Origin of the sequence: Nostoc sp. T09 (assembly GCF_002154695.1) — a bacterium.
GTDB lineage: Bacteria > Cyanobacteriota > Cyanobacteriia > Cyanobacteriales > Nostocaceae > Aulosira.
In genome coordinates this window covers 1-17,621 of the sequence record NZ_MTAV01000015.1, presented here as the reverse complement: position 1 = coordinate 17,621, position 17,621 = coordinate 1, and the positions used below count along the sequence as shown (strand labels likewise).

Annotated in this window: 15 protein-coding genes; 5 read left to right on the top strand and 10 right to left on the bottom strand. The window is 42.5% G+C overall.

Annotated elements, in window-relative coordinates; genetic code table 11:
• Positions 1 to 28 precede the first annotated feature (28 nt).
• From tkt to acpP, 3 genes are all read right to left on the bottom strand, one after another.
• Positions 29 to 2,041 (bottom strand): transketolase, encoded by a 2,013-nt coding sequence (tkt, locus tag BV372_RS05215; RefSeq protein WP_086684208.1) that lies wholly within the window; start codon positions 2,039 to 2,041, stop codon positions 29 to 31.
• A 292-nt stretch (positions 2,042 to 2,333) separates the two neighbouring features.
• Entirely contained in the window at positions 2,334 to 3,581 is a 1,248-nt protein-coding gene (gene fabF, locus BV372_RS05210) for a beta-ketoacyl-ACP synthase II (protein WP_086684203.1), read from the bottom strand.
• Positions 3,582 to 3,700: 119 nt separating this feature from the next.
• Positions 3,701 to 3,952: an acyl carrier protein gene (gene acpP, locus BV372_RS05205; RefSeq protein WP_086684200.1), complete on the bottom strand. Its 252-nt coding sequence runs from the start codon at positions 3,950 to 3,952 to the stop codon at positions 3,701 to 3,703.
• Positions 3,953 to 4,341: 389 nt separating this feature from the next.
• Between acpP and BV372_RS05200 the strand changes: the two genes are divergently transcribed.
• Positions 4,342 to 5,247, top strand: coding sequence for a CoB--CoM heterodisulfide reductase iron-sulfur subunit B family protein (locus BV372_RS05200; protein ID WP_086684197.1), 906 nt, complete (start codon positions 4,342 to 4,344; stop codon positions 5,245 to 5,247).
• A 132-nt stretch (positions 5,248 to 5,379) separates the two neighbouring features.
• On the opposite strand, the gene BV372_RS05195 is transcribed toward BV372_RS05200, so the two are convergent.
• From BV372_RS05195 to BV372_RS05185, 3 genes are all read right to left on the bottom strand, one after another.
• Positions 5,380 to 5,871 (bottom strand): Hsp20/alpha crystallin family protein, encoded by a 492-nt coding sequence (locus BV372_RS05195; RefSeq protein ID WP_086684194.1) that lies wholly within the window; start codon positions 5,869 to 5,871, stop codon positions 5,380 to 5,382.
• 237 nt (positions 5,872 to 6,108) lie between these two features.
• Positions 6,109 to 7,152, bottom strand: a complete 1,044-nt coding sequence (lpxD, locus tag BV372_RS05190; protein WP_086684191.1) for a UDP-3-O-(3-hydroxymyristoyl)glucosamine N-acyltransferase — start codon at positions 7,150 to 7,152, stop codon at positions 6,109 to 6,111.
• Between the two features lie 116 nt (positions 7,153 to 7,268).
• Positions 7,269 to 9,029, bottom strand: a complete 1,761-nt coding sequence (locus BV372_RS05185; protein WP_086684186.1) for a Rieske (2Fe-2S) protein — start codon at positions 9,027 to 9,029, stop codon at positions 7,269 to 7,271.
• A 329-nt stretch (positions 9,030 to 9,358) separates the two neighbouring features.
• On the opposite strand from BV372_RS05185, the gene BV372_RS05180 reads away from it, so the two are divergent.
• Complete coding sequence (locus BV372_RS05180) at positions 9,359 to 9,541, top strand: hypothetical protein (protein WP_086684182.1); 183 nt, start codon at positions 9,359 to 9,361, stop codon at positions 9,539 to 9,541.
• A gap of 118 nt (positions 9,542 to 9,659) precedes the next feature.
• Here the strand turns inward: BV372_RS05180 and BV372_RS05175 are convergent, their stop codons facing one another.
• Entirely contained in the window at positions 9,660 to 10,127 is a 468-nt protein-coding gene (locus BV372_RS05175; protein ID WP_086684179.1) for a YbhB/YbcL family Raf kinase inhibitor-like protein, read from the bottom strand.
• Positions 10,128 to 10,395: 268 nt separating this feature from the next.
• Positions 10,396 to 11,514 carry a Gfo/Idh/MocA family protein gene (locus tag BV372_RS05170; RefSeq protein WP_086684176.1) on the bottom strand — a complete coding sequence of 373 codons (1,119 nt, stop codon included), beginning with the start codon at positions 11,512 to 11,514 and terminating at the stop codon, positions 10,396 to 10,398.
• A gap of 365 nt (positions 11,515 to 11,879) precedes the next feature.
• Between BV372_RS05170 and BV372_RS05165 the strand changes: the two genes are divergently transcribed.
• From BV372_RS05165 to BV372_RS05155, 3 genes are read left to right on the top strand one after another with little or no spacing between them, the layout of a single operon-like run.
• The gene (locus BV372_RS05165; RefSeq protein ID WP_086684173.1) at positions 11,880 to 12,356 is read left to right on the top strand and encodes a cupin domain-containing protein; all 477 of its coding nucleotides are present in this window, start codon (positions 11,880 to 11,882) and stop codon (positions 12,354 to 12,356) included.
• A 44-nt stretch (positions 12,357 to 12,400) separates the two neighbouring features.
• On the top strand, positions 12,401 to 12,895 hold the full coding sequence (locus tag BV372_RS05160; RefSeq protein ID WP_086684170.1) for a DUF2231 domain-containing protein: 495 nt from the start codon (positions 12,401 to 12,403) through the stop codon (positions 12,893 to 12,895).
• Positions 12,892 to 13,485, top strand: coding sequence for a DUF2231 domain-containing protein (locus BV372_RS05155; RefSeq protein WP_086684167.1), 594 nt, complete (start codon positions 12,892 to 12,894; stop codon positions 13,483 to 13,485). The genes BV372_RS05160 and BV372_RS05155 overlap by 4 nt, the downstream gene beginning before the upstream one ends.
• Positions 13,486 to 13,664: 179 nt before the next feature.
• Here BV372_RS05155 and BV372_RS05150 read toward each other — a convergent pair whose 3' ends face one another.
• Positions 13,665 to 15,749 (bottom strand): tetratricopeptide repeat protein, encoded by a 2,085-nt coding sequence (locus BV372_RS05150; protein WP_086684274.1) that lies wholly within the window; start codon positions 15,747 to 15,749, stop codon positions 13,665 to 13,667.
• A gap of 172 nt (positions 15,750 to 15,921) precedes the next feature.
• On the bottom strand, positions 15,922 to 17,259 hold the full coding sequence (gene gorA, locus BV372_RS05145; RefSeq protein ID WP_086684164.1) for a glutathione-disulfide reductase: 1,338 nt from the start codon (positions 17,257 to 17,259) through the stop codon (positions 15,922 to 15,924).
• Positions 17,260 to 17,621: the final 362 nt, after the last annotated feature.

The window sequence follows — 17,621 nt, the reverse complement described above, 5'->3', positions numbered from 1 at the left end:
GAAAATTAAGAGAATATGCTGTTCTTAATTAACCCAACAATTGCTTAGCTTTAGCTAATACATTATCAACACTAAAGCCAAACTTCTCTAAACAAACACCACCTGGAGCCGAAGCACCAAAGCGATCGATGCTAACAGTATCGCCTTCAGTGCCGACATACTTGTGCCAGCCAAAACTGGAGGCAGCTTCTACAGACAAACGCTTGGTGACACCTTTCGGCAGAACAGACTCTTTATAAGCTGCATCTTGTGCCTCAAACAAATCCCATGCAGGTAGGGAGACAACACGAACTTTCTTGCCTTCGGCTGTGAGTTTTTCGGCTGCGGTGACAGCGAGGCTCAATTCTGAACCAGTGCCAATTAGGATGATATCAGGCGTACCTTCACTATCCACTACTATATATCCACCCTTGCTTACACCTTCAATTGATGTAGCTGCCAAGTTGGGGACATTTTGACGGGTAAATGCTAACAGGGTAGGAGCGTTTTGCTTTGCCCTTTCAATCGCTATTTTATAGGCACCAGAGGTTTCTGTTCCGTCTGCGGGGCGAATTACTGTCAGGTTAGGAATAGCACGCAAGGAAGCCAGCGTTTCAATCGGCTGGTGGGTTGGCCCATCTTCACCTTGTCCGATGGAGTCGTGGGTCATTACCCAAATTACCCCAGCTTGGGACAAAGCAGATAAGCGGATCGCAGCCCGCATATAATCTGTGAAGATTAAGAAGGTTGCACCGTAGGGAATTAATCCCGAAGTATGCAGCGCGATCCCATTACAGATTGCGCCCATACCATGTTCCCGCACACCAAAGTGGATGTTGGGATTTTGGTAATTTCCTTTTTGGAAGTCGCCTTTGCCCTTGATTTCGGTCAGGTTGGAGTGTGTTAAGTCAGCGGAACCACCAATCAATTCTGGTAAAACTGCTGCCAGTTTATTCAAGCAAGTTTCTGAGTGCTTGCGGGTGGGGAGTCCTTTGTCTTCGGGGGTGTAAGTAGGTAGTACCTGATCCCAACCATCGGGAAGTTTGCTGCTGATGTAGCGTTCAAATTCAGCCGCTTCTTGAGGATATTTGGCTTTGTAGTCAGCAAAGGTTTTGTTCCAATCAGCTTCGTAGCCTGCGCCACGCTCAACGGCTTTGCGGGTGTGGTTAAGAGCATCTTGGGGAACATCAAAAGGCTCGTATTCCCAGTTCAATTGTTTGCGAGTTAAGGCAATTTCGTCTGCACCCAAAGCCGCACCGTGAACACCAGCGGTGTTTGCTTTGTTGGGGGAACCGTAACCGATGGTGGTGGTTACTTTAATCATCGAAGGCTTGTCAGTGACAGATTTTGCCTCTTCGATGGCTTTGGCGATCGCTTCTAGGTCAGTGTTACCATCTTTGACATGAAGAACGTGCCAACCGTAAGCTTCAAAACGCTTAGAAACATCTTCGGTGAAGGCTACATCTGTGGAACCGTCGATGGAGATGTGGTTGTCGTCGTACAGAGCGATGAGTTTGCCTAATCCCAAGTGCCCTGCGAACGAAGCCGCTTCACCAGATATACCTTCCATGTTACAACCATCACCCAAAATTACATAGGTGTAATGGTCAACAATTTTGGCATCGGGTTTGTTGAACTTAGCTGCCAGGTGGGCTTCTGCTATTGCTACACCGACTCCATTGGCAATTCCTTGACCTAGTGGCCCGGTAGTAACTTCTACCCCAGCAGTCATGAAGTTTTCTGGGTGTCCGGGGGTTTTGGATTCCCACTGACGGAATTGCTTGATGTCCTCAATGCTGACGCTGTCGTAACCATAAAGGTATAGCAGGGCATACTGCAACATTGAGCCGTGCCCAGCAGACAGGATAAAGCGATCGCGGTTAAACCACTTGGGATTTTTGGGGTTAAACCGCATAAAGCGATCCCATAGTACAAAAGCCATTGGAGCAGCGCCCATCGGCAGCCCTGGGTGTCCCGATTTTGCCTTTTCTACGGCATCAACAGCCAAAAAGCGAATCGAGTTAATTGAAAGTTCTTCGAGGGATTGGGTTGCAACAGCCATAATCTCTTGTTTTTAACGACGGGTTAGCACTCTTGTTAGCTCTCACTTACTGGGGAGGCAAAAAGGAGCGTGGATTTTACTCCCCCTTTATTGCCGTGTTTTTTTAACATTCCCCCTATCCTCATCATCCCATTCCCGATTGTTGATGGACAAGCGGGATATCTTGAGGTTGCGGTGATAAATCCAGCTAATAAATGGGTCGTTTTGAACCCTTGGTTTAGTTGGAAATGATATTGATGATACTTTTGCCACCAACTTTCAGCAGAGCGACCAGCTGATGAATTGGAGATTTTTAGACGTACTTCTTAAAGGCTAGCGTGACGTTGTGACCGCCGAACCCAAAAGAATTAGATAGTGCCACTTGGACGTTTTGAGCACGGCTAGAGTGAGCAATGTAATCTAAATCACAATCTGGATCGGGATTTTCTAGATTGATTGTTGGTGGAACTTGATCGTTGGCGACGGCCAGTACTGTTGCTACGGCTTCAATACCTCCAGAACCACCCAAAAGATGACCTGTCATCGATTTGGTAGAGCTGATGGCTACCTTATAGGCGTGGTCGCCTAAGGCCTTTTTCATCGCTGAGGTTTCGGTTGAATCATTAGCTGGGGTGCTGGTGCCGTGAGCATTGATATAGTTCACCATCTCAGGGGTTAGTCCCCCATCCTTCAGCGCTAATTCTATGGCTCTGGCTGCTCCTAACCCCCCGGGGACTGGGGAGGTCATATGATAGGCATCACAGGTCATCCCATAACCGACCATTTCCGCATAAATGCGAGCGCCTCGATTCAGGGCGTGTTCTAGTTCTTCTAGCAGCAAAATTCCCGCACCTTCACCCATGACAAATCCATCGCGATCGCGGTCAAACGGACGGCAAGCATTGGCCGGGTCATTGCGAGTCGAAAGTGCCCGTGCTGCGGCAAATCCAGCTACACCCAAGGGTGTAATCGCCGCTTCGCACCCTCCGCAAATCATCGCCTGGGCATACCCCCATTGAATCTGGCGAAAAGCGTCCCCTATGGCATTAGAACCAGCGGCGCAAGCAGTCACAGAACAAGAATTGGGACCTTTAGCTCCGGTATGAATAGCTGTTAATCCGGCTGCCATATTGGCGATCATCATCGGAATCATGAACGGACTACAGCGATCGGGTCCACGGTTGAGGTAAACTGTTTGCTGGTCTTCTAAAACCTTCAGTCCACCAATGCCAGAACCAATAATGACGCCCACTTGTTCTGCATTCAGTTCATCAATTGCTAAACGTGCGTCAGATACAGCTTGTTTTGCAGCCGAAACCCCAAATTGGGAAAACCGATCCATGCGCTTGGCTTCTTTGCGGTCCAAGTGATCATGTGGATCGAAGTTTTTTACCTCACCAGCAATGCGGCAATCATGGCGAGATGCATCAAAAGAGGTGATGTAATCAATGCCATTACGACCACTCAACAATCCTTGCCAATACTCAGCTGGTGTGTTGCCAATTGGTGTAATCGCGCCAACACCAGTTACCACAACGCGTTTACGTTTATAATCTGTCATGACTAAGTTAAAGGTGGCGAGAAAGCAGCAAAAAGGGAGTACTAGAGATTAGGGACTAGAAACCAGGGAATGGAGTTTTTCCTGCTCCCCAATTCCCAAGCCTCGACCCCAATAGCTTTTTAGGCAGATGCAGCAGCTTTGCTGTTGATATAATCCACTGCCTCTTGAACCGATAAAATCTTTTCGGCGGCTTCATCGGGAATTTCAACATCAAATTCTTCTTCAAAAGCCATTACTAGTTCCACAATATCTAAGGAATCAGCTCCTAAATCGTCAATAAACGTGGATTGTGGTCTGATAGTATCAGCCTCAACACCCAGTTGTTCGGCGACGACTTTCTTAACTCTTTCAAAAACTTCCGCTTGGCTCATAGATAAAAGTCCTTAACCAGTTGCTACGATCTGCTCTTTATCGGCGACATTGTTTTGAGCATATACATCTTATCGGAAAGCGCGATCGCCCGTATACTGCCAAAGAATTTTCTGACAGCAAACCCTTTTGCCATTCTTTTGCGGAATGGTTGGGTCATAGAGTGCCCTATGCGATAGTTCCTAATGCTGCCCAACATTAGAGAAAGCAAGGTTAGGCAACAGAAACCGCAAAGCGATCGCATACGCTGTAAACATGTGTCTGTTTTGCAATTCTTACTGATTTTTTTTACAATGTCCAAATCCGGATACATAGCCTTGCAAGCTACACTGGCAAGGGAAGATCAAAAATTGATTGTTGAGAGCTGTTGCCCTCAAACAAATATACTTATATGCTATCTCAAACACTGAAATACGCTTATTTTCCTGGTTGTGTTGCCCAAGGTGCTTGTCGGGAGCTTTACCAATCAACTCAAGCTTTAACCCAAGCATTAGGTATTCAACTTATTGAACTGAAAAAAGCTGCTTGCTGCGGTTCGGGTACGTTTAAAGAAGATTCTCAACTATTAGAAGATACTGTTAATGCCCGGAATATTGCTTTAGCAGAAGAGTTAAATTTACCCCTACTTACCCATTGCAGCACTTGTCAAGGTGTTATCGGTCATGTCGATGAACGCCTGAAACAATGTCAGACAAAAAAACCGGAATATATTGAGCAAGTTAATGGTTTGCTGGCGAAAGAAGGCTGTTTACCATATCGCGGTAGTACAGAAGTTAAACATCTTCTCTATGCTTTGGTAACAGATTACGGTTTGGAAGAAATTACCAAACGTGTCACCCGCAAGTTGACTGGACTAAAATGCGCGGCGTTTTATGGTTGCTACCTCCTCCGCGCTCAACAATCCATGCCCTATGACGACCCTTTCCGACCGGAAGCGATGGAAAATGTCTTTCGGGCAGTAGGTGCAGAACCAATTTATTATCGAGGTCGTACCCAATGTTGTGGTTGGCCTCTAGCCAGCTACGCCACTACCCAATCTTTTAAGATGGCGGGGATGCATATTCAAGACGCTTTAGCAGCTGGTGCTGATTGTCTAGTTACCCCTTGTCCTCTGTGCCATCTCAACTTAGATTCCCGTCAGCCAGAGGTAGAAAAGGTAATTGAGAAAAAACTGGGTTTACCAGTGTTACATTTACCCCAATTAATTGCTTTAGCGTTAGGAGTTAGCCCCAAAGAATTGGGTTTAGAACGTCACATTGTTTCGACAAAACCAGTGTTAGAAAAATTAGGATTTTAATCAAGAGTCCTGAGTACCTAGTGCTGAGTGTGGTCAATAAGCAAAATAGGGTAGGCAAATAGCCACCCTATTTTTAGGCGTTTATATTAATGAGTTTGGTTAGAGGCGATCGCAAATTTTGCTATTGGCAAGTTAAGACCAGACATCAACTGTTTCTCTCGATTCTGAGCCTGCGAACGCTCCTTTGTTCTCTGCCAAATTAATTTTGACTACTTTTTGTTTGACTTCTTCTACCTTAGGCAGTGTTAATGTCAATATCCCATTCTTAAACTCGGCTTGTACTCGATCGTTCTGAATGGGAACAGGTAAAGGAATTATCCTTTGGAATTTACCATAGCGGAATTCAGAACGGAAATAACCGCGTTCATCTGTGTTCCTTTGTAGCCGAGTTTCACCAGCAATAGAAACTGCTTCTCTTGTTACATGAACATCTAAATCTTTACCTTCAATTCCTGGAATTTCGGCTCGCAAAATCAAGCTTTCGTTAGTATCTTGCAATTCAATTGCTGGAGTCCAAGTTTGTGTAGCTTGAGAGTTAACTCCCCCTAATTCGTCAAACATTCTATCCATTTGACGCCGAAGACTTTCCATGTCTGAGAAGGGTTGCCAACGAACTAATACCATAAGTTGATTAACCTCCAGAGAATCAGTACTATTAACTAAATTTGGGATTCAGGTAATTGGTAATTTAGAAAAGTCAACAGTGAAAAGCAAGAATTACTTCTTTGCTGCTGGCGCTTTGAAATCGCCTTTGTTTATATATTGGATGAAAACCAAAATTTAGTTATTAGGGGAAACCCTACTTAGGGTAGTAGTGCTTCCCAGAAAAAAGTTATCAGTTACCTGCGAACTGTGAACTCCTTACTTCTGTTCTTGACGTTGCAGTTGTTTCAGCAATTTATACATTTCTGGTAGGCGGCTATAAATAGCACATACCTTCAAATATACTTTGTGGGGCATGGCGGGAGTACCAGAGATAATTTCTCCTGGTGCAACATCGTTGTGAATTCCTGCTTGAGCAGATGCGATCGCACCGTCACCAATTTTTACTTGATTGGCAATTCCTGTTTGTCCGGCCAAAATAACGCGATTGCCAACTTGTACGCCTCCAGCCATCCCAGCTTGACCAGCTATTGCACAGCCTGCACCAATTTTGCAACCATGACCGATTTGGACTAAGTTGTCAATTACTGTATCCCTACCTACTCGCGTTTCTCCGACGGCTGGGCGGTCAATGGCGCTGTTACAGCCAACTTCTACGCGATCTTCTAAGACGGTGTAGCCAGATTGTTCCATTTTTACCCAACCAGTACGGGTAGGAACATAGCCAAAACCTTCTGCACCAATGACAGTACCACTATGAATTACACAATCTGCACCAATTTGAGTACGTTCGTGGATGGTACAGTTAGCGTGTAAGGTAGTGCGATCGCCAATCTTAGCATCTGGATAAATCACCACATTCGGATGAATAATTGCACCATTGCCAATTTTTACCCGTGGCTGAATCACCACATGAGGGCCGATATAAACATCGCTACCAATTTCTGCGGTGGAGTCAATTACAGCAGTTGGATGAATTTCAGCAGTCGGACGGTATGGTTGGTAAAAAAGTGCGATCGCTTTAGCAAACAATAATCGCGGTTCTGGTGTGGCTATCCAGACAACACCACGTTCTTGGGCTTGTGACTGTAATGTTTTGTCTTGAGGCAAAATTAATGCACTAGCATTTGTCTTACCCACCCACGAAAAAAATTTTGGCCCTTCTACATAGCTGAGAGTACCACTAGTAGCTTCATCAATGGCTGCTAACCCTGTAATATCGGGGTCATGGTTTTGGTTGGTGGTAAGACTATGGTCGGTAACGATGTTTCCAAGTCGGCTAACAATTTCGCTGAATTTCATTGTTATTTATGCATGAGTCATCTATAAAGGCAAGATAATTGTCGCTCTTTGTCAGGAAGATGTTCATAATTTAGGAATTTTCCAGAAATAAATTAACCACAGAAGGAACTGAAAAATTAAGATTCCTCAAATAGCCGATCGCCTTTGTGCAATCGATCAGCGATTTGATAGGTTTGTCCTTGCGATCGCATTGTGGGTGAGTGTGCTGCTAAATACCGTGCTGCCGCTACTAGTACGTGAATACCAGCAGTTTGATCCAACAGGGTATATTGCCGAAAAGCTGCTTCTATTTCTTGAATCACATGAAAATCACGATTTTCTCGCAGCATCAATTTACCCAACATTGCCATCAGTCGTTCAACAGCACCACCACTGTACAAATAACGAGCCACTAACTTACCTGTCTCATTTACTTGTTGCTGACGATCCAATAAATCTGGTAGTTGCTTGAGCAATTCTTCGGGATTTTGTACGAGGTCTTTTGGTTCTGGAAGTCTTGCTGGTGGCACATTCAAGAACCGATTTAAATAGACACTCATAGCAGCATCAAACACACCTCGCAGCAGTTCCACTGAAGGCACTCGTCGCAATCCTTGATGCACTGCATTGGCAAAGGTGAATGGATGATGTGCGGAATTCCAGTCGCTAAAGTCATTATTCGTGTGGAAACGAGCTACGCGCAGAGCAGCAGTATAAGTGACTACACTAGCTAATTGTAACTCAGTACAACCCAATTGCAGGGCATTGAGAAGAGAGTTGGCGATCGCTTGTGGATCTTCACCTAATAAAATTGGTACTAATTCATTTTGACCAGACCAAGTTCCCCGTCGCGGTTGTCCGGTTGTCAAAGCCGTGGGTAACTGCTCAAAAGCAGATGCCAAAATAGTTACTAAATCTATAGGATAGCGCCAAGAATTTGACTCTTCCATGCGAGAAGCATTTGCTAAACCAGAAACTAGACTGGCTAAAACTAACTCTGCTCCTTGCCAGCCAACAGCATCAAGAGCTTCCAGCGCCTTATTGATAAAGTCGATTGTATGACCAATATCGATGTAGCGGTGGTCTGTAGCAGCCGTGAACAGCATATCTGCAATTTGCTCGGAAGTAGCCTCCATGCGTATTGCTGTTACCAAACACCTTTGCGCCGCTTCACTATCCCGCACTTCAATAAACTGGCAAAACCAGCTTTTCAGGATACTTAAGTCAACATTGGAATTGGGCAGTGGGTGAACCACAAACTGAGGTGGCGCACCCGCACTGTCATTAGCTACCGCTGAAAGTCCCTGAAAAAGAGCGCGGGGTTTGTCTTCTTGATCGAGATAAGGCAGTAGATTCATCATGCAAGTGTGGATGGTTAAGCCTGTACTCCATCCCGCCTTGTTATAACGAACGCCAAATTCCAATCCCATCTGGAATGGTTCAGTAGCATCCGTCCCCATGTCTAGTAAGGCGACGGTTGATTTAGCAATCACTAACGAAATACTCTGTTCCAAACCATCTTGAAGACGCTGGCGTTGGTGAGCATAGGGGTTAGCTAAAGGGGCAAGATTTACCCAAACTTCTTCACCGCGGATTTCTACAGGAAAGGCGGGGACATCATCAGCCCAAGAATCGAACGTTCCGCCGCTAGCAAGGTCGAAGCGGGCATAGTGCCAAGGACAGGTAACAATGCCATCTTTGCAAGTACTACCGTGAAGAGGAAAGCCCATGTGAGGGCAACGGTTATCAATGGCATAGACTTGATTATCAGAATAAAACAGCGCTATGGTGTGGTTTTGGCTACGAACCAATAAGCTACCTGCTTTTTGCACATCTGCAAGTTTAGCAACACGAACATATTGGTCTATATGGGTTGGAGCTTCAAATATTTGAGTCATTTAAGTTTTCAGGAAAACTGAGATAAAAACTGCTATCTCCACTGTGGCGAACTTCAACTGTTTGAGCAGCTATACTACCTTAATTTTTGTTAACTAGATCTTTTGCATAAATCAACTTTATCGGCATTTATCGGCAGTTAATTACAAATTTTTGAAACTATTGCTATTTTTACTAGTTTTGTCATTACATCCATAGAAAGGCTAGAGTTCGCCAAACACGTAAGAAATGGATCGGTCGTTACACCATCCGTCTAAATTTTTATTAGCCAGAATGTAATGTGGTGGTGCACAATCCTGCACTGTTACTTGGCTAAATAGAGAGGCTAACTATGTTTCCTTTTTGGGGCAATTACTGTTATGGTGGCGAAACTATTTCGCGCAAATCTCGTTTAGAGAATAAGCTAAAATTCCTAACTTGGATGCGAGATGATTTAGAGTCCAGGCTGGCTGGTATTAATGCAGCTATTGATACCATTCGGCAACAGATAGGCAGAGAAGATACAGCTATTTAGAATTTCATTCTTGTCTTTACTGCACTTCAACTAGTTGTCGTCTCATCTCTAGCATGGGGCATAGGGCATGGGGTATCGAAAGAGTCCCATACCCTATGCCCCAATTTTATTCTATTTGCTACTCAGTCTCCCTAGCATAACGACCCATAACTTCAGCCTTATCTAACACATGACCTTCCATCGCCTGCAATAACTCTTCTTTAGTTGCACCTGGAGGTAAATCAAGTGATTGGTCTAAAGCAAATATTTTGAAAAAGTAACGATGAGCGCCATGTTTGGGAGGTGGACAGGGACCCCCAAAACCTAACTTACCAAAACTATTTTTTCCTTGTACACCACCATTTGGGAGTTTAGGCTCTTGAGTAATGCCTTCTGGTAGTTCGCGGTTATCAGCAGGTATGTTGTAGACAACCCAATGGGTAAAAGTTTGTTTGGGTGCATCTGGGTCATCTAAAATCAAGGCAAAACTCTGTGTCCCTTGTGGAGGGTCTTGCCAATAGATTGGCGGAGAAATATCGTCTCCATCGCAAGTGTATTTAAATGGGATAGTATTGCCGATAAAAAAAGCTGAGCTTCTGATTTCCATATTTTCAAATCAAGGTGAGTATCAGGCAGAAGGCAGAAGGAAAACAATATTCTTCAGCAAGTTTCATACCAATACGTAATTCATAATTACGAAAATCGGACAGAATCTAAATTACTAAATTTGAATTTGTTGCCGAATTTTAGAGATTGGTTTTAAAGGTTAAAATTTTACATTTCATGATGTCTAGCAGTTAAAAACTCACTGGCAGTTATACACAACGAGGAAATGAAAATGTATTTTTTCCTAACCTTTATTCCCCAATTCCTCGCTATGACTTACCCGAAGGATCGGCTGCATGAATTAAGTCTGGCGATTCAGCCTCAGGACGCTGAATAATTTGCTTGGCTGATGGTCTATGCTGGCGTTTAAACTCACCTAGTTGCACGGGTTGACCGATTTGTGCTGATTGGTAAATAGCACGAATAATCCGAACATCTGCCAACCCTTCTTCACCTGATGGCTCTGGTTCTTTATTATTCAGTATGCAGTCAGAGAAATAGGTAATTTCTGCGGCAAACTGATTGCCAGCAGCATAGGATTGTTCTTGTGTCTCATTGTTGATGGTGATTTTATGCTTCAGTTCTCCCACATAGTTATATGGTGAATCCATCTGTAAATTACCTTTTGTGCCAAGAAGCTGGAAGCTGGAAGCTGATCCAGCACCAAAACTAGAAGTAAAGTTTGCCAATCTCTGTCCGGGAAAACGCAAAATTGCACTTGTCATTTCGTCAGCCTCATCAAAGCGTTTGTCGCTTTTGCTTACACTGAAAGCAAAGACTTCATTTGGTTCATCCCGAAACAGATAGCGGGCAGCATTGATGCAATACACACCCATGTCGTAAACAGTACCACCACCATTAGAGATTGGCTCTAGGCGGACGTTGCCTTCCGCAACCTGCTGCGAAAATACTGAGTTAAAAATACGGGGGTCGCCCATTTTCCCAGAATTAGCAATCTCTACTGCTTGCATATTCGCTCGATCAAAATGCAGACGATAAGCAATCATCAGCTTGACGTTGTGATCTTTAGCAGCACGAATCATCTGTTCGCACTCTTGCTCTGTCACAGCCATTGGCTTCTCGCAAAGCACATGAACTTTAGCGTTTGCCGCCCACACAGTATAATCGCAGTGGAGATGGTTGGGCAGCGCTATGTAAACTGCGTCAATTTCGCCACTTTTTAAGCAGTCGTCATAGTCTTCGTAACAGTAAGCCTTGACTCCATACTGCTTACCCAGTTCCTCTCGCTTGAGTTGGTCTTCGGAAAACAAGGCAACTAGTTGTGAATTTTCAGTTTGGGCAAAAGCAGGCAGTACAGTCTCCTGGGCAATCCAACCTAATCCCACAACGGCGTAACGAATTTTGCGCTTCCCGTTTCTAGCTGCCATTTTTTTACCTCCTAATAAACAATTTGTGTTTTAAGAAACGCCTCTATAACTTCTAGGTGGACGCAAAAAATGCAAAGTTGATTTCAACCCCCGCAATACTGCAAAAATCCTTGATTTGGAGCAAGTTTCGTCCAGCCAGCATTTTTCTCTGCTAAAGAGTTCTCTTGCCTTAAAGTTAAAAATTTACAGCTTTAGCTCCATCCTCCTACCGATTGATTCAAAGAATTGTGGAGTTTGTTATGCTTCCCAGTAGCTTGCAGAGAATGTTAAAAATCAAACTTGTGTTGATTAAATAAGCCAGCGAATCTATAGCTGCTTGCTAACAAAAAGGTTTGGGTATCTAAATTAGAGGTTCAGGAGTTCAGATGAGTTTACCCATTCAAGAAATTGTATTAGCACCAGGAGAAGGCACTCACCTGACAATTGGTAATAGCGAAGTGATATTTAAGGCGGTTGGTGCTGATACTCATGGTCACTTGGGATTGTTTGAAAATGTGCTCCCACCAGGGGGAACCGCGCCTATACTGCATATTCACCGCCACATGGAAGAACTGTTCTATGTCGTAGAGGGAGAAGTTGAAATTCAAGTCGGGAATCAAACAGTACAAGGTCAACCAGGAGCATTTGTATTGGTTCCGCGTGGTACACCCCATACATTTGCTAACCGGGCAACAAAACCTGCGAAGTTATTAATTATGTTTTGTCCTGCCGGAGAACGTGAAAAGTATTTTGAAGGTTTAGCCAAACTACTCAAGGATGGGCAGGCACCAGACCAGGAAGCTTTAATAGAATTGATGCGGCAATTTGACCAAGAGCCAGTAGAGACTTCAGTGCCAGGGTGAGTGATACTCATTTAGCATACTAATATCAGCGTCAGGATAAATTCATGCTTGCCCTGCCTCTTAATAGTGAAAATCTTCCTTACCCCGATCCGCTACACCCGATCATTGTTCACTTTGTAATTGCGATGGTGTTTTTTTCTTTTTTCTGTGATGTAGTAGGCTATTTCACCCGCAACCATCGTTTGTATGAAGTAAGTTTCTGGAATATGTTTGTTGCTGCGATCGCAATTTTTCTAGCGGTAATTTTTGGTCAGTTTGAGGCAGGTTTAGCGAATACTTATGCAGCAGTCCAACCAACTTTAAATTTTCATACAGTTGTGGGTTGGTCGCTGGCGGCTATTGTTGTGGCGATCGCAGCTTGGCGATTTGTGATTCGCAATCGCAATCCTCTGAAGCTTCCCCCGGCTTATCTGGGCGCAGCCACGTTTTTAATTTGCTTGGTTAGCTTGCAGGTATATCTGGGAAGTAAGCTGTTTTGGGTATACGGTTTGCATGTAGCGCCTGTGGTGGAAGCGATGAAACAGGGAGTCACGCCATGAACGGGCAACTGTTTGAGCAATTGGGATTGAAGCTAAATGGTAACGGATTACCTTACGAAATTCCCATACATCCGCAGTTGGTACATCTAACCTTAGGTTTATTCATCATTGCGATCGCTTTTGATATTGCCGGAGCACTTTTTCCCCTAGAACGAAAAATATTCAAATTTCTGGGTCTGGCGACTCTGCGCACTGGTTTATTTGATGTTGGCTGGTATAACTTACTAGCAGCAGCTACGATTACATTTTTCACTGTTGCTGCTGGATTTTTTGAGCTATTGCTAGCAAACCCAGCAGTTAATCACAAGAGTGATTGGGGATTAACTGCTGGTTGGACAATGCTTTTACATGGCTTGGGTGGTCTGTTTTTATTAGCGATTATTGTTGGTATGACTGTGTGGCGGGGTTTACAGCGTTATCGTTGGCGCAAAAATGTCTCTAGACAGGTGCAGTGGAGTTATTTGTTAGCAGGGATTGCAATCTTAGGCTTGTTGTTCGTTCATGGAACGCTGGGAGCACATTTAGGAGAAGAGTTTGGAATTCACGTTACTGCGGCACAATTACTCCCAGAAGGCAGAAACCTAAGGTGAATTCTAGCTATAAATTTACCGCAGCCGTTGGTTTCGACTTCGCTCAACCAACTGAGTGGTCGAGAGTTGAGCGAAGTCGAAACTCGTCAACATAGGTATTTTTTTAATCAGAAATCACCTAAAGTAAGTAGCATCCGAACAGCGATCGCTTTACAGTTGTCAAAGGTTAGGAGATGGGCTTATTCATTAACGAATTTCTTTCCAATTAACTCGATAAAAGATTGCTCCTGAGCAATATCATCAAAATCAATGTCTGTTGCGGCCTCTTCCTGATATTTTGGGTTCAATTCAATCGCCCGTTGGAGATTTTCCAAGGCTAATCCTAATTTTCTTTGGAATGCATAACAGGCTGCTTTATTGTAATAAGCACTGGCATAATCTGGTTTAATTTCTAATGCTTGATCAAAAGAGGCGATCGCTTCGTCATCTCGTCCTAGTCGCACCAAAGTATAGCCGCGTTTATCCCAAACTTTGGGGGAGTCTGGTTTAATTTTTATTGCTTTGTCAAAAGAGGCAATCGCTTCTTCGTATTCTTCCAACTCTATCAAAGCTAAACCGCGATTCATCCAAGCAACGGCATCATCAGGCTTGACTTTAGTGGCTTGATTAAACGAGACAAAAGCTTGTTGATGTTTTCGTAAATTACCAAAAGCAACACCGCGATCGCACCAAGCTTGATGATCATTAGGATTGATTTTTAAAGCTGTATCATAGGAAGCGATCGCGTCCGAATAGCGTTTTAACCTGGCTAGAGTTAAACCTTGTTTAAACCAAGCAACGGCATTGTCTGGCTGAATTTTGACTGCTTGGTTGTAAACTGCGATCGCATCTGCATAGCGCTTTTCACTAAACAGTACATTTCCCTGTTCAATGTATTCATCAGCCGCTACTTCTTCTGATTGTGGCGGTTCCTGAATGTTTTCTTCAACTTCAGGTTTTATCTCCTCTGGAATCGATGGCGGTTTAATTTCCGTCAGTTCTTCCAGAATTAGATCCTTGCGTTGTTGAGCATCTAATTGTAGCTCCGAAAGTTGGGATACAAACTCTGTTTCTAACTTTTCTAGTTTTTCTAGAATCAGAATTTTTTGTTGTTGAGCATTTAACTGTAATTCTGAGAACTGAGATGTAAATTCTAAGCCTGATTTTTCTAAATTCTCCACAATTAGCGCTTTTTGGTTTTCAGCCTCCGCCTGTAAATCAGCTAGTTGGTTTGCAAATTCTGACTGTAATTTTCTTAACTCTTCAATAATTTTATCTTTTTGCTGTTGAGTATCAGATTGTAATTCTAAAATTTGTGATTTAAAGAGATTTTCTAGCTCTTCAATACTTGACAGAGTTACATTTTTACGTTGTTGAGCATCCACTTGTAATTCTGAAATTTGAGTTACAATTTCTGCTTTTAAATTTGCAAAGTCGTTAACAACTATATCCTTTTCTTTCTGAGTGTCAGACTGTAATACTGATAGATGAGCCGTAAACTTAGATTTGGATTGATCTAAATGTTCAATAACTATATCTCTTTGTTGTTCAGCGCTTACTAGCAGTTCAGATAATTGCTTTACTAAATCTGATTCTATTTTTCCTAAATGCTCTAGAGTTAAATTACTTTGATTCTGGACGTTTGATTGCAATTGCGACAGTTGAGAGGCAAATACTGTCTCTAAATTTTCTAATTTATTTTGAACAATTTTAATTTCTGATTCTAATTGATTTAAAATACTTTCTTTTGTTGCTGAAAAATCAGATGTAATTAGAGATAAATTTTCTTGCTCGCTGTTAATTTTTTGCCGCAGGCTATCAGCTTCTTTGCCTAATGTATCAGTAATATGTTTAACTTCTTGAATGGCATTTTCAGCTTCTTGCTTAACAATGCTTAGCTGAGTTTGTAAATTTTCCACGCCTTCTAGCTGAGACATTGCTTTATTAACAATTTCTCGGATTGCTACCCGTCGTAACAGCCAAAATAAAGCAATTACTGCAACTGGAAATAAGCTTAATAAGACTAACCAGATATTGAAGAGCATGGTTGTACGACTAAAGTTACGCTCAAAATCAGATTGGGCTGCATCTCGAATCCGCTTTTCTGCTCGCAGTCTTACCAATTCTTCGCGTTCCTGATTCGATATGAGTGGAGTAGCAGTCACGGCTGGAGATACAGATGGTGTAGTTTGCCCACTGACTTTAGCATTAGACAGCAGCAAGGGCGAAAATATCATAACGCTTTGTAAAACTAAAGCGTAGACGACTGGATTTTTGCTCTTCATCAAGACCATCCTATCTGTTGGTCAGTTTTTAAAGCGGCGTACCTCTCCAATCTATAACAGATTATTAAGTTGTGAAATATTAGCAGAAGCAGCAATATATTACTATTTAACTATATAATGATTTAAAAATTTAAGTTTAATTCGCAGGTATACTATAGGCAAATATTAATACTTATAAAGAAAAAATCTCTTCAGCACTTGATGGATGAATACCAATATTGTTATTAAAGTCTTTTTTGGTAGCGCCTAATTTTATAGCGATAGCAATACTTTGAATAATTTCTGATGCTGATTCACCCACCATATGAGCGCCTAAAATTCGTTCTGAGTTCTCTTCTACTACTAATTTAATAAATGTTTTTTCATCTTGCCCATTCAGGCTATAAAAAAGTGGTTTAAATTTTTCAGAGTAACACTGTACAGATTCACCAAATTTTTCCCGGGCTTGAGCTTCTGTCAAGCCAACTGTAGCAGCTTCAGGTATGAAAGAAACACAAATCGGGACTAATTCATAATTTAAAAGTTGAGGACTGTTACCAAATTCTGCATCAACAAATGCACGAGCTTCAGCAATGGCAACAGGTGTTAGTTGTAGTCTGTCAATACAATCGCCTACAGCAAAAATATTAGCTTGTGTTGTGCGGCTATAGTCATTGAGCATAATTGCACCTTTTTGAGTCACCTTAATACCTGCTTTATCCAAACTCAAATTATTTAAATTTGGTGAAAAAAGTACCAAGCATAAAACACGATCAACAGTCAAAATATTATTATCTGAAAAAAATATATCTATTTGGTCTGATATTTTTTTAATTTTGGATATTTTACTGTTAGTGAAAATTTGAATACCTTGCTGATTCATGCTATTTGTAATGTAGAGCGATATATCTTGGTCGCAATCAGGCAAGATTTGAGGTAAATCAGTAATTATAGTAGGCTTAACACCAAGTTCATTCAAACAACTAGCAGTTTTTACAGCAGTATAATCGCCTCCAATAATAGCAATTTGTTTGGGTAGTTTTTTTATTTGAAATAATTCTTTTTGGGTAATAGTATATTCTATGCCTGGTATACTTGGCTGAAAAGGTTTCGCACCCACCGCAATTAAAATTTTGTCTGCTGTTATGTGCTTTCCATCAATATCCAAGGTATGTGCATCTTGGAAACTAGCATAACCCTTAATAAAATCTACTCCTGATTCTCTAAGATACTTAATATGTAATTGATGGAGTTGTTCAACTTTGTTGTCTTTAGCTGCCATAAATTTTGACCAGTCAAAGCTGCTATTAAATTCACTCCATCCATAAGATATTGCATTAGAAAAAAGGCTGGGGAAAGTAGCAGCATAAGCCATCAACTTTTCTGGAATACAACCGTAATTTATACAAGCGCCACCCACGTCTGCTTGTTCTGCAACTCCCACATGGATATCATAGGAAGCAGCTCTTTTAGCAGCAGCAAGGCCTGCTGAACCTGCACCAATAATAAAAAGGTCGTAATCAAAGCTCATAAATATTTGCCCTAATTTGAAATACAAAATATGACTAGTCTTTAACAGGTTGTTCTTGAATTCGACATTTCAAATAATTAATTACTGAAAATTTGATGAGGTTATTTCGCCTCGCTATAAAAATTGAGTAATTTGTCAGCGATCGCTCTCAGAAGTCCATCAGCAGGGTGCATCCACTTTCGGCAAATAGCCCCTCAGACTAGAAGTCTGGACGGCAGTTGCTTCAAGTCGGGAAACCCGCCCAACGCACTGCCTCGGCTAAACAAACAAAGCCTGCCTCCGCAGGCTCAATCTAATCTACTCAGGTGGATTTGGTTTTTATAGCCGCGATTTCTAATCGCCTGGTATTTCTTCCAAAAGTG

What these genes read in the sequence shown, in the direction of transcription:
- tkt (WP_086684208.1), bottom strand. Translation starts at nt 2,041, where the DNA reads ATGGCTGTTGCAACCCAATCCCTCGAAGAACTTTCAATTAACTCGATT.
- fabF (WP_086684203.1), bottom strand. Translation starts at nt 3,581, where the DNA reads ATGACAGATTATAAACGTAAACGCGTTGTGGTAACTGGTGTTGGCGCG.
- acpP (WP_086684200.1), bottom strand. Translation starts at nt 3,952, where the DNA reads ATGAGCCAAGCGGAAGTTTTTGAAAGAGTTAAGAAAGTCGTCGCCGAA.
- BV372_RS05200 (WP_086684197.1), top strand. Translation starts at nt 4,342, where the DNA reads ATGCTATCTCAAACACTGAAATACGCTTATTTTCCTGGTTGTGTTGCC.
- BV372_RS05195 (WP_086684194.1), bottom strand. Translation starts at nt 5,871, where the DNA reads ATGGTATTAGTTCGTTGGCAACCCTTCTCAGACATGGAAAGTCTTCGG.
- lpxD (WP_086684191.1), bottom strand. Translation starts at nt 7,152, where the DNA reads ATGAAATTCAGCGAAATTGTTAGCCGACTTGGAAACATCGTTACCGAC.
- BV372_RS05185 (WP_086684186.1), bottom strand. Translation starts at nt 9,029, where the DNA reads ATGACTCAAATATTTGAAGCTCCAACCCATATAGACCAATATGTTCGT.
- BV372_RS05180 (WP_086684182.1), top strand. Translation starts at nt 9,359, where the DNA reads ATGTTTCCTTTTTGGGGCAATTACTGTTATGGTGGCGAAACTATTTCG.
- BV372_RS05175 (WP_086684179.1), bottom strand. Translation starts at nt 10,127, where the DNA reads ATGGAAATCAGAAGCTCAGCTTTTTTTATCGGCAATACTATCCCATTT.
- BV372_RS05170 (WP_086684176.1), bottom strand. Translation starts at nt 11,514, where the DNA reads ATGGCAGCTAGAAACGGGAAGCGCAAAATTCGTTACGCCGTTGTGGGA.
- BV372_RS05165 (WP_086684173.1), top strand. Translation starts at nt 11,880, where the DNA reads ATGAGTTTACCCATTCAAGAAATTGTATTAGCACCAGGAGAAGGCACT.
- BV372_RS05160 (WP_086684170.1), top strand. Translation starts at nt 12,401, where the DNA reads ATGCTTGCCCTGCCTCTTAATAGTGAAAATCTTCCTTACCCCGATCCG.
- BV372_RS05155 (WP_086684167.1), top strand. Translation starts at nt 12,892, where the DNA reads ATGAACGGGCAACTGTTTGAGCAATTGGGATTGAAGCTAAATGGTAAC.
- BV372_RS05150 (WP_086684274.1), bottom strand. Translation starts at nt 15,749, where the DNA reads ATGAAGAGCAAAAATCCAGTCGTCTACGCTTTAGTTTTACAAAGCGTT.
- gorA (WP_086684164.1), bottom strand. Translation starts at nt 17,259, where the DNA reads ATGAGCTTTGATTACGACCTTTTTATTATTGGTGCAGGTTCAGCAGGC.